The organism is Bacillus cereus group sp. TH152-1LC (assembly GCF_027710505.1).
Classification (GTDB): Bacteria; Bacillota; Bacilli; order Bacillales; family Bacillaceae_G; genus Bacillus_A; species Bacillus_A mobilis.
Map to the genome: position 1 here is coordinate 116,656 of NZ_JAQFNK010000002.1, position 12,667 is coordinate 129,322.

Genomic DNA, 12,667 nt, shown 5'->3' on the forward strand with positions numbered 1-12,667 from the left:
CATGATTTTAAAAATTAGATAGGTGGTAGAAACACATTGGCAACTACAAAACCATATAGAGTATTACTATATTACATGTACACAACAATTGAAAATCCGGAAGAATTCGCGGCAGAGCATTTAGCATTTTGTAATTCACTTGAATTAAAAGGTAGAATTCTTGTAGCAAAAGAAGGAATTAACGGAACTTGTTCTGGTACTGTAGAGCAAACAGAGAAATACATGGAAGCAATGAACAACGATCCACGTTTTGACGGTATCGTATTTAAAATAGATGAAGAAGAAGGGCATGCATTCAAGAAAATGCACGTACGTCCTCGTCCAGAATTAGTGACACTTCGTTTAGAAGACGACATTAATCCACATGAAATTACTGGTAAGTATTTAGAGCCAAAAGATTTTTATGAAGCAATGAAACAAGAAGATACAGTTATCATTGATGCACGAAATGATTATGAGTTCGATTTAGGACACTTTAAAGGTGCGATTAAACCTGATATTGAATCATTCCGTGAATTACCAGATTGGATTAGAGAAAACAAAGAAACACTTGAAGGTAAAAAGATTTTAACGTATTGCACAGGCGGAATTCGTTGTGAGAAGTTCTCTGGTTGGTTAGTTCGTGAAGGTTATGAGGATGTAAGTCAGCTTCACGGCGGTATTGTAACGTACGGAAAAGACCCAGAAGTACAAGGTGAGCTTTGGGATGGACAATGTTACGTGTTCGATGAGCGTATCGCTGTACCGGTAAACCAAAAAGAACATGTTATCGTTGGTAAAGACCACTTTACAGGTGAACCTTGTGAGCGCTATGTAAACTGTTCAAATCCAGAATGTAATAAGAAAATTTTATGTTCTGAAGAAAACGAAGCGAAACATTTACGTGCATGTTCTCATGAATGTCGAGTAAGCCCACGTAACCGCTACGTAGTACAACATGAATTAACGGAAGAGCAAGTAGCTGCTGCATTAGAGAAAATCGAAGCAGGGAAGTAAGCTGAATTAGTGTAATAAAAAAGTACTCCAGGTCTTAGATTGGAGTACTTTTTTATTATGTAGTTTTTCTTTTGTCAGTAAGTCGATATATCTTAAAAATCGCTCATAAAAATTTCATTTACTGAATCCTGCCACGTATTTGTAATTTGAAAATAACCTTCTTTACTTCTTATCATCTTTCTCTTTTACAGCAGAAAGTACAGTTTGTTTTACCCATGCTTTTCTTCGTTTATGTTGTAGACTCCATTGGTATAAACTTTGCGCACCTAAAATAAGTGAAATAACGATGCCGCTAATTGCTATTAAAAGTGCGAAAAATTCCAGTGGTGACGATATTTTGTTTGAATCGGTGTTTCTTAAAAGGTCAATCATAGTAAACCCTAACATTTGGCCTACTACAGAGTAGAGCGTTAAAATTAATAGTAAAAGGCTATCTTTTTTAGAGGCGACATTTTCTTGATATTTAAACAAACTATCAAGATTTTGTTTTGCATTTGAGTATAGTACTTCAATGTTAAATAGATTTCTTAAGCGGAAGAAAATATCTTCACTCTGTGATTGGGATACTAGCTCTAAAGAAAAGTAATTCGCTGTAAACGAATTGATTGAATAAATTAATTTTTCTATTTCATTTGTATCTTGTTCAATATTTAACTCCGCATAAGCATTTGCCATTTTTAATAAAACAACTTTATGAAATAAATTCAATAACAAGGCGTAATAAAACTCCCCGTACATTTGACTAGCAAGTTTAGCGAATTCGTGTTCACCCTCGTTTGTTATACATGTGAAAATATGTTCTTCCATAATAAAGTAGCGACTAGGAGCCCATCTTTGATATGAATGCTTTATTAAATAATCTTGAATATAAGGAACATTATTTGCGCTAATATACGGCTTGCCATCGTCTGTTAATCCGGAAAGACTGGAAGCTCGGTATACATCAACTACATGAAGGTCCGACTCTTTGTTTATGGATAATAAAGTTTGTACATACATTCGTTGATCCTCAAAGAAGGGGAATGTTTGAAAGTAAGAGCTCCGCAATCTCTTTTTCTCAAAGAAGTCTGTTACACCATGAAATAAATCGCCGAATATAAGCTTCTCTACTTGTGAATATTTTTTTCCATTACATTCAATGCAGATCGTTTCAGTTGTGCCATTTTTAGTTTCAAGTACACGGAAGCGGGCGGCGAATTCAATTGCTTCTGATAATGTCATGTTTGGAGCAGTTTCTACTTCTGTCCGAATTGTTAAGAAGCCAAGCTCATAGGGACAAAGTGTTACGTCAATAGAATGAATCTTGAATGGAACGGAAACAAGATTTGTTGTTAAGTGTCCAGTTAAGTTAAGGTCTTTAGAATAGCGTTGCAATCCTTTTTGATGCTCTGAGTGAGGGAATAGTATTTTATTTGTAAATGAAAGATAGTATGCTTCCATATTTTGATGTGAAACTTGAAACTTTCCGTAGTATGTATTTTCATTTTCAAGATGATCGAGTCGAAAAGGGCGAAAATCATTTTGTTGTAAGAAAGGGAACATATTTTGTTCATATCCAGTTTTAAAAGAAAACGGGAATATGAATTGAAATATAGCTGTTGTTACATCTTTTTCCTCGATTGTTTGTATTGCCTCCATTTACATTGTTTCCTTTCATATATGCTATAAAAACAACATGCCCAAATTCATTTGAAAATAACCACTGTTTTATAGTTGATTAAGAATGAAAATTCAGCTTATTTAGTAGGGGACATGTATAATGTTATGTATACGAAAGGTTATAAAACTGTATTTTGAAAAGGGGGGATGTTGTATGCGTATTTTAGTATTAGGAGCGGGTGGCGTTGGAGGCTTTTTTGGAGGGCGATTAGTCGAAAAAGGAGAAGATGTTACGTTTCTTGTCCGTAGTAAAAGAAAACAGCAATTAGAGGAAAAGGGGCTTGTTATTCGTAGTGTTAACGGGGATTTTTCTTTCCAACCGAAATTAATAACGAAGGAAGATCGAACTGCTTCATTTGATGTCATTTTATTTTCAACAAAAGCGTATCACTTAAACGAGGCAATGCAAGATTTGAAGCCGTTTGTAGGTGAAAATACTGTGATTATTCCATTGTTAAATGGTATTGCTCATGTATCACTATTACAACAAGAATTTGGCGTGGAAAAAGTGATTGGCGGTTTATGCTTTATCGAGACGACGTTAAACAATCAAGGAGAAATTGTACAAACGAGTGTTGCCAACAGACTTCTGTTTGGAGAAATGAAACCTCAAGATTCAGAGAGAATAAAGCATATTGCTAAAGCATTTGCAGGTACGAAATCTAGTTTTGTTTTAAGTGAAAATATTACACAAGATATGTGGCATAAATATTTATTCATCACTGTAATGTCAGGTGTGACAACATTAATGCGTGCACCGATAGGACCGATTCGTGAAAGCGAAGGTGGCCGCGATTTTATCCAAAACTTATTTGAAGAATGTGTGCAAATTATGAAATATATAGGGGCACCAGTTAAGGAAGGTATTGTCCAGGAACATATGAAAACAATTGATAAAATTTCGTATGATATGAAGTCATCGATGCAGCGGGATATGGAAAAAGGTTCTGGAATTGAAGGTGAGCACTTACAGGGGTACTTACTAGATATAGCAAAGCAATTTTCTATAGAAGCACCATTATTGAGTGCGGTATATCAAAACTTAAAGGTGTATGAAGAAATGACCTTTAACAAATCAGCAATACAATTGGATGTATGAAAAAATAAAAAAGAAAGCAATATATAAGTGTATTGCTTTCTTTTTTATGACAAATTATTTATTTCTTTTCGTTCTATCTGTCAAATTTATTTCCTGTTCACGTTTACCGTATAATTGATTAATTTCATTTGCTAATGCATCTAAATAGGAATCGGAAAAAATAGGCTTCTTTTCTTTAGACATATGGGTCTCCTTTATCGATTTTTTAATATTCATTATGTATATTTACCGGCGGATTATGCGCAATCATTTAAATTTTTTCTTTTTCAAAATTTTTGTTTACATTTTGAAAATAAAGGAGTATTATAATCCACAGTTTCAATTTTCTAAATCGCTGAAACCGCATGGTACGGGGGACCCGTTCTTATGGATTAGTTCTTAATCCAATGGGGTGAATCCTTGAAAAAGGTAGGGCTACTCATAGGCCCGAATCCGACAGCTAACCTCGTAAGCGTTATATTGAGAAGGAAGGTGGAGCTTGTGCGACAAAAAATATAATGTCTACAAGTCTATTTCGTTATGGCTTGTAGACATTTTTTGTTTTCTGAAGAAATCGTTTATCCGCTGTAACTAGCAGAAAAGTTCGTACAAAATTATTGGAGAGTGGACAGCAGTGGTTTCATCTATCAAAAAGTTTTTAATTGGAAGGCCGTTAAAATCAACTGAGTTAGGAGAGCAAAAGCTTAATAAAACGAAGGCGTTAGCCATATTATCTTCTGACGCATTGTCATCGGTTGCATACGGACCGGAGCAAATTTTAATTGCATTAGCAGGTCTTGGGGCAATAGCTTATTGGTATTCCATTCCGATAGCTGTTGGGGTATTAGTGTTATTAACTGCTCTTATTTTATCTTATCGACAAATTATTTTCGCTTATCCGCATGGTGGAGGAGCGTATGTTGTATCAAAAGAAAATTTAGGGATGAATCCGGGGTTAATAGCTGGAGGGTCTTTATTAGTCGATTATATTTTAACTGTTGCAGTAAGTGTATCAGCAGGTACAGATGCGCTTACATCAGCTTTTCCTAGTTTACATGCACATAATGTAATCATTGCGATTATATTTGTTATATTTATTACTATTTTAAATTTAAGAGGGGTAACGGAATCGGCTTCCGTTTTAGCATATCCTGTTTATTTATTTGTTCTAGCACTATTTATATTAATTGGTGTAGGTATTTATAATATTATAACTGGTCAAGTTTCACCGACATTACACACGCCAATTGGAACACCAGTTGCAGGAATTAGTTTGTTCTTACTGCTACGAGCATTTGCTTCAGGAAGCTCTGCTTTAACAGGTGTTGAGGCGATCTCCAACGCAATTCCAAACTTTAAAGATCCTGCACCAAACAATGCAGCGAAAACATTGCTTGCAATGGGTGCATTACTTGCCGTTTTATTTTCAGGAATTGTCTTTTTAGCTTATTATTACGGCATTAATCCAAGTAAGGAAGTAACGGTTGTTTCACAAATTGCTGAACAAACTTTTGGACGTAATTTCATGTACTATTTCATACAAGGTACAACTGCTTTAATATTAATTCTGGCTGCTAATACAGGTTATTCTGCATTTCCACTATTAGCAGTTAACCTTGCAAAAGACAAATTTATACCGAGAATGTTTATGATTAGAGGAGACCGCCTAGGATACTCAAACGGAATTATTATACTTGGAATCGCATCGATTATTTTAATTGTAGCTTTCCAAGGACAAACAGGACATTTAATTCCGTTATACGCAGTAGGTGTATTTATTCCGTTTACCCTTTCTCAAACGGGTATGGTATTAAAATGGCTTCGCGAAAAACCTGAAGGATGGGCTTTACGATTAACGGTCAATTTAATAGGAGCAGTCATTAGTTTTATCGTAATGAGTATGTTCTTTTTAACTAAATTCGCACAAGTTTGGTCAATCCTTATTTTCTTACCTGTCATTATCTTCTTGTTCCACCGAATTAAGAAGCATTATGATGCAGTAGGCGATCAATTAAGTTTAAAAACTTGTGAGAGAATTGTTCCGATTGAAGGAAATGTAATTGTCGTTCCTGTGGCTGGTATGACACATGTGGTAGAAAATTCATTGAACTATGCGAAGTCTCTTTCTGCAGATCAAGTAATTGCTGTATATGTTGCTTTTGACAGAGAAGAGGAAAAGAAATTCGAAGAGAAATGGAAGAAGTGGCAACCTGAAGTAAGACTCGTTACATTGCATTCGCATTATAGAAGCATTCTTCAACCGCTAACAAAGTTTATTGATACAGTGCAATATAAAGCGAGTGAATCAAATTACCGAGTTACGGTCGTTATACCACAGTTCATTCCGAAAAAAGGTTGGCATAACATTCTTCATAACCAGTCTAGTTTACTCATTCGTGCGTATTTACTCTATAAAAGAAATGTTGTTATTACGACAGTTCCATATCATTTGAAAAAGTAAGAAGATTTTTTAAGGATAGCTTCATGAAAGTGAAGCTATCCTTTTTGTGTATACACTATGCATAATTGCATATGAGTCTAAAAGGTATATTAATATAATTTTTATGTCTGTGAATAAGTAGAGATTTTTGTTGTGATATATGGATATTTCAATTGGAATAGTGAAGCGGATTATATTTTGAAATAAGGACAGGAAATCTTGAAAATAAAGGGAGTGAAAATACTTCTTTACGTTATATAAATAGCTGTGTTTAAATGACCTTACAGTACAAAACTTACATGAAAACAAAACAGAATTTCATATTGACGTACGTTTTTTAGTTTATAATGAATAATATTTTCATGTAATATATTCACTGTGTGAATGTGGAAATGATAAAATAGAAATTTTATACAATGTTATTCATACTAATCACATATGAAATGTTTTATAACAATAAGTAAGTACTGTAGCAATAAAAGTTGAGAGAGGTGGTTCATACATGGATCGCGGTGAGAACGTTCTCTATTTTAACCATCTCAAATTATGTGTAAGAAAATAGAATAATAAAATGCGATAGTAATAGTTGCTAATACATAGGAGGAGTTAAAGTGAAAAAGACTTTAATTACAGGGTTATTGGTTACAGCAGTATCTACGAGTTGCTTCATTCCTGTAAGCGCTTACGCTAAGGGGGGCAAACAGAGGTGAAAGCAGTATATGCACAAAATGTAATTGCTCCAAATACATTATCCAATTCAATTCGAATGTTAGGATCACAGTCACCGCTTATACAAGCATACGGATTAGTTATTTTACAACAGCCAGACATTAAGGTGAATGCGATGAGTAGTTTGACGAATCATCAAAAGTTTGCGAAGGCAAATGTAAGAGAGTGGATTGATGAATATAATCCGAAGCTAATCGACTTAAATCAAGAGATGATGAGATATAGCACTCGATTTAATAGCTATTATAGTAAGCTCTATGAACTAGCAGGAAACGTAAATGAAGATGAACAAGCAAAAGCAGATTTTACAAATGCATATGGAAAATTACAACTGCAAGTACAAAGCATCCAAGAGAGTATGGAGCAAGATTTATTAGAGTTAAATCGATTTAAAACGGTATTAGACAAAGATAGCAATAACTTATCGATTAAAGCTGATGAAGCAATAAAAACACTCCAAGGATCAAGTGGAGATATTGTGAAGTTAAGAGAAGATATTAAAAGAATTCAAGGGGAAATTCAAGCTGAACTAACTACTATTTTGAATAGACCTCAAGAAATTATTAAAGGTTCTATAAATATCGGTAAACAAGTATTTACAATTACAAATCAAACTGCACAAACGAAAACAATTGATTTTGTTTCTATCGGTACTTTAAGTAATGAAATTGTCAATGCTGCAGATAGTCAAACGAGGGAAGCGGCTCTTCGCATTCAGCAAAAGCAAAAAGAGCTACTACCACTTATTCAAAAGTTATCACAAACTGAAGCAGAAGCGACACAAATTACATTTGTTGAAGATCAAGTAAGTAGCTTTACAGAACTAATCGATCGTCAAATTACAACTTTAGAAACGTTATTAACAGATTGGAAAGTTTTAAATAATAATATGATCCAAATTCAAAAGAATGTTGAAGAAGGCACATATACAGATAGTAGTTTACTTCAAAAACATTTCAATCAAATTAAAAAAGTAAGTGATGAAATGAATAAGCAAACGAATCAATTTGAAGATTACGTTACAAACGTTGAAGTACATTAAAAATAAGTAATGATATAGGGAGAGAAGAAAAATGACAAAAAAACCTTATAAAGTAATGGCTCTATCAGCACTTATGGCAGTATTTGCAGCAGGAAACATTATGCCAGCTCATACGTATGCAGCTGAAAGTACAGTGAAACAAGCTCCAATTCATGCGGTAGCAAAAGCTTATAATGACTATGAGGAATACTCATTAGGACCAGAAGGCTTAAAAGATGCAATGGAAAGAACAGGTTCAAACGCTTTAGTAATGGATCTGTACGCTTTAACAATTATTAAACAAGGGAACGTTAACTTTGGTAATGTATCGTCTGTTGATACTGCTTTAAAAGGTAAAGTAATTCAGCACCAAGATACAGCTAGAGGAAATGCGAAACAGTGGTTAGATGTATTAAAGCCACAGCTTATTTCAACGAATCAAAATATCATTAACTACAATACGAAATTCCAAAACTATTATGATACTTTAGTTACTGCGGTAGACGCAAAAGATAAAGCGACTCTTACGAAAGGTTTAACTAGATTATCAAGTAGTATTAATGAAAATAAAGCGCAAGTAGATCAGTTAGTAGAAGACTTGAAGAAATTCCGAAACAAAATGACGTCCGATACGCAAAACTTCAAGGGTGATGCAAATCAAATTACATCTATATTAGCTAGTCAAGATGCAGGAATCCCGCTTCTGCAAAATCAAATTACAACGTATAATGAAGCAATTAGTAAGTATAATGCAATTATTATCGGTTCATCAGTTGCGACAGCTCTAGGGCCAATTGCCATTATTGGTGGTGCAGTAGTCATTGCTACAGGTGCAGGAACGCCGCTAGGAGTCGCGTTAATTGCAGGTGGTGCAGCAGCTGTAGGCGGTGGTACAGCTGGAATCGTATTAGCGAAGAAAGAGCTTGATAATGCACAAGCTGAAATTCAAAAAATAACAGGACAAGTTACAACTGCTCAATTAGAAGTAGCTGGGTTAACGAACATTAAAACACAAACGGAGTATTTAACAAATACAATTGATACTGCAATTACAGCGTTGCAAAACATTTCAAACCAATGGTACACAATGGGATCAAAATACAATTCTTTACTTCAAAATGTAGATTCAATTAGTCCAAACGACCTTGTTTTCATTAAAGAAGATTTAAACATTGCGAAAGATAGCTGGAAAAACATTAAAGACTATGCAGAAAAGATTTATGCGGAAGATATTAAAGTAGTAGATACGAAAAAAGCTTAATCAAATACGAATCGTTAGAGCATTACGTATTGATGAAAGATTTGAAGCTCCTGTTCAGTTGTGAGCAGGAGTTTTTCATACCCTTATAAAGAAAATAGGTGAAAAGAATGCAGAAAAGATTTTATAAAAAATGTCTTTTAGCGTTAATGATTGCTGGGGTGGCAACGAGTAACGCATTTCCTTTACATCCTTTTGCAGCAGAACCAAATGTAAAAACATTGCAAGAAAATGCGAAAAATTATTCTCTCGGACCAGCTGGATTCCAAGATGTAATGGCGCAAACGACATCGAGCATATTTGCAATGGATTCATATGCAAAATTAATTCAAAATCAGCAAGAGACTGATTTAAGTAAAATAAATTCCATTAATAGTGAGTTTAAAGGAAGTATGGTTCAGCATCAAAGAGAGGCAAAGATTAACGCGGCGTATTGGTTAAATTATATGAAGCCGCAAATTATGAAAACAGATCAAAATATTATTAATTACAATAATACTTTTCAAACGTATTATAATAGCATGCTAATAGCGATTGATCAAAAGGATAGCGTAAAGTTAAAAGCGGATTTAGAAAAGTTGTATGCGGATATTGTAAAGAATCAAAATGAGGTAGATGTATTATTAGGGGATTTGAAAGCTTTTCGCGATAGAATGGCGAAAGACACAAATAGTTTTAAAGAGGATACAAATCAATTAACAGCGATTTTGGCAAGTACGAATGCTGGTATTCCAGCTCTAGAGCAACAAATCAATACATATAACGATTCAATCAAAAAGAGTAATGATATGGTCATTGCTGGTGGCGTACTTTGCGTAGCACTAATTACATGTCTTGCTGGCGGACCGATGATTGCCATTGCGAAAAAAGATATCGCAAATGCAGAAAGAGAAATAGCCAATTTAAAAGATAGAATTTCTGGCGTACAAGCAGAAGTTGCAATTTTGACAGATGTAAAAAATAAAACAACAAATATGACTGAAACGATTGATGCAGCAATTACAGCATTGCAAAATATATCAAATCAATGGTATACAGTAGGGGCAAAATATAATAATTTACTACAAAACGTAAAAGGAATCAGCCCTGAAGAGTTTACGTTTATAAAAGAAGATTTACATACAGCGAAAGACAGCTGGAAAGATGTCAAAGATTATACAGAAAAATTACATGAAGGTGTGGCGAAGTAAACAGTGGACTAGTTCCGCTGTTTATTTTTTTATCCTGTTTTTGTGAGAGTTGGACTTGTAATTTGATATTTAAATTTTTCATGTTTTTTATTCATGTAGTTTTAGGGTAATGTTTAATCGAATCGATACTAATACCTTAGATAAACTTCTGATCAAGCTTTTTATATGTAATGTTTTAATGAAAAAAGTTATACTGTAAGCAAAACTAAAAATTGGAAAGGAAATACTAGAACATGGAAAATTATCTACTATTTATCCTTACAGCAATGTTAATCATAATGATGCCTGGTCCTGGTTTTGCACTAGTTACAAAAAATACTATCTCGCATGGTAAAAATGGTGGGATAAAGACTGTCTTAGGAACGATATCTGGAATGATGATTCATACAATAATGGCTACGCTAGGACTCTCTGCCATCTTAATGAAATTTGCTATGTTATTTACATTTATAAAATATGCTGGGGCAGTTTATTTAATTTACTTAGCTGTAAAGTCAATTAAAAGTGCCTTATATAAAAAAGAAGCTATATCAGGTTCAGTAGAAAGGGACTCTAAGGATATTGGGGTAATTAAAAGCTTTAGACAAGGATTTACTACGGCAATTTTAAACCCAAAAACTGCTGTGTTTTTCCTTAGTTTTTTACCCCAATTTATTGTAAGTAATCAAAATCATTTCCTCCAATTTCTTGTATTAGGAGTTACATTTACGACTCTGACAGCAGTATGGTATTTACTTTATATCTCACTCATACGTCAATTAAGAACTTTTTTAAGAAAAGAAAGAGTGAACCGTACAATAGAGGGTATTACGGGCGCAGTATTATTAGTATTTGGAGTGAGGTTGTTTTTCCAAAAATAAATATGTATATGAAAAGAGAAATAATCACTATTGATTATTTCTCTTATTTACTTATTCCAAAACTACTATTTTACAATTGATTTCACACCTTCATATTGATTTTATATATCTAATTTGAACTTTAAAACTGACTTCTTCAATAACCTGACCGGTTTGCTTTATAAGAAAAATCGTACATTATGGGGGCGGGATGATAACTAATAGGGGATGGATAAAAAACATTGATTAAAGTTTCATTTTAAATACTAAGTGTAGTAGAAGTTCAGTTAGATAAAATTCATTAGTCGAAATTTATTGCATAAAGCTGTATAATGCTTGTAACGAAAAGGAAATACAGGGAAGGATATGTAATAAGTTATTATGGATAAAGATAAACAACAATTAAGTGTTGAAGTTGCAAGATTATATTATCAATCAGATTATAGTCAGCAAGAAATTGCTAACAAATTAAATATTTCAAGGCCGACGACCTCTAGACTATTAAAGTACGCGAAAGAAAAAGGATTTGTTCAAATTAGTATAGCCGATCCATTTGCTGATCTAGATAACGTTGGAAATTTACTGAAAGAAAAGTACAACTTGCTAGAGGCACATGTCGTATTTTCTCCAGTGCCAGAATATGCAACGATTACAGAGTATATTAGTAAATATGCAGCTGAGTATATGGAAAAGACGGTTAAAAACGGTGATATCGTTGGTGTAAGCTGGGGAATGACGATGTATGAAATCGCTAGAAAAATCGTACCACAACATGTAAAAGGTGTAGAAGTTGTCCAGTTAAAAGGTGGTATTAGTCATTCGAGTGTAAATACATATGCGAATGAGACCATTGCTTTATTTGCAGATGCTTTTCAAACGACGCCAAGAAATTTACCATTACCAGTAATATTCGATAATGCAGTGACAAAAGAATTAGTAGAACAGGATCGACATATTCATCACATTATCGAAATGGGGAAACAAGCGAATATTGCAATTTTTACTGTAGGAACAGTGCGAGACGAAGCGCTATTATTCCGATTAGGCTATTTCGATAAGGATGAAACAAGTTTACTCAAAAAACAATCGGTCGGTGACATTTGTTCACGTTTCTTTGATGGAGATGGAAATATTAGTAGTGAAGAAATTAATAAACGGACTATTGGAATTGAGTTAGAAGAACTGAAATTAAAGAAACGCTCTATTTTAGTTGCCGGTGGTAATAGAAAAATAAAATCAATTGATGGTGCGTTACGTGGCGGGTATGCAAATGTATTAATTATTGATCAGCATACGGCGAAGGAATTGTTACAGTATCAAAAAGATTAGAAATAAAAGGCTTTCTCAAGATGTTAATTTTGAGAAAGCCTTTTATTTTACTATGTATGAATTATGGGAGTGTTTTTGAATACAAATTGCCTTTTTTAAAATAATTATGGATATTGAGATACATACTA

At 33.7% G+C, this 12,667-nt stretch carries 9 protein-coding genes, 1 pseudogene and 1 riboswitch; of the genes and pseudogenes, 8 read left to right on the forward strand and 2 right to left on the reverse strand.

Features of this window, described 5'->3' with window-relative positions; genetic code table 11:
* The first annotated feature begins 36 nt into the window (after positions 1–36).
* Complete coding sequence (gene trhO, locus PDL00_RS07200) at positions 37–996, forward strand: oxygen-dependent tRNA uridine(34) hydroxylase TrhO (protein WP_270728033.1); 960 nt, start codon at positions 37–39, stop codon at positions 994–996.
* Between the two features lie 162 nt (positions 997–1,158).
* On the opposite strand, the gene PDL00_RS07205 is transcribed toward trhO, so the two are convergent.
* On the reverse strand, positions 1,159–2,634 hold the full coding sequence (locus PDL00_RS07205) for a hypothetical protein (RefSeq protein ID WP_270728036.1): 1,476 nt from the start codon (positions 2,632–2,634) through the stop codon (positions 1,159–1,161).
* 175 nt (positions 2,635–2,809) lie between these two features.
* Between PDL00_RS07205 and panE the strand changes: the two genes are divergently transcribed.
* The gene (panE, locus tag PDL00_RS07210; protein WP_270728039.1) at positions 2,810–3,754 is read left to right on the forward strand and encodes a 2-dehydropantoate 2-reductase; all 945 of its coding nucleotides are present in this window, start codon (positions 2,810–2,812) and stop codon (positions 3,752–3,754) included.
* Between the two features lie 54 nt (positions 3,755–3,808).
* Here the strand turns inward: panE and PDL00_RS07215 are convergent, their stop codons facing one another.
* Positions 3,809–3,937 carry a hypothetical protein gene (locus PDL00_RS07215; RefSeq protein WP_000031869.1) on the reverse strand — a complete coding sequence of 43 codons (129 nt, stop codon included), beginning with the start codon at positions 3,935–3,937 and terminating at the stop codon, positions 3,809–3,811.
* A gap of 139 nt (positions 3,938–4,076) precedes the next feature.
* Positions 4,077–4,223: riboswitch (cyclic di-AMP (ydaO/yuaA leader) on the forward strand.
* Positions 4,224–4,367: 144 nt separating this feature from the next.
* On the opposite strand from PDL00_RS07215, the gene PDL00_RS07220 reads away from it, so the two are divergent.
* From PDL00_RS07220 to PDL00_RS07245, 6 genes and pseudogenes are all read left to right on the forward strand, one after another.
* A complete protein-coding gene (locus PDL00_RS07220) occupies positions 4,368–6,194 on the forward strand; it encodes an APC family permease (protein WP_270728041.1) in 1,827 nt (608 codons plus the stop codon).
* 590 nt (positions 6,195–6,784) lie between these two features.
* Positions 6,785–7,944: pseudogene (gene nheA, locus PDL00_RS07225) on the forward strand (non-hemolytic enterotoxin NHE subunit A).
* Between the two features lie 31 nt (positions 7,945–7,975).
* Positions 7,976–9,184, forward strand: coding sequence for a non-hemolytic enterotoxin NHE subunit B (nheB, locus tag PDL00_RS07230; protein ID WP_242254006.1), 1,209 nt, complete (start codon positions 7,976–7,978; stop codon positions 9,182–9,184).
* Between the two features lie 107 nt (positions 9,185–9,291).
* On the forward strand, positions 9,292–10,371 hold the full coding sequence (nheC, locus tag PDL00_RS07235; protein WP_270728044.1) for a non-hemolytic enterotoxin NHE subunit C: 1,080 nt from the start codon (positions 9,292–9,294) through the stop codon (positions 10,369–10,371).
* A 233-nt stretch (positions 10,372–10,604) separates the two neighbouring features.
* Positions 10,605–11,231, forward strand: a complete 627-nt coding sequence (locus PDL00_RS07240) for a LysE family translocator (RefSeq protein ID WP_270728045.1) — start codon at positions 10,605–10,607, stop codon at positions 11,229–11,231.
* Between the two features lie 360 nt (positions 11,232–11,591).
* On the forward strand, positions 11,592–12,539 hold the full coding sequence (locus PDL00_RS07245) for a sugar-binding transcriptional regulator (protein WP_270728047.1): 948 nt from the start codon (positions 11,592–11,594) through the stop codon (positions 12,537–12,539).
* Positions 12,540–12,667: the final 128 nt, after the last annotated feature.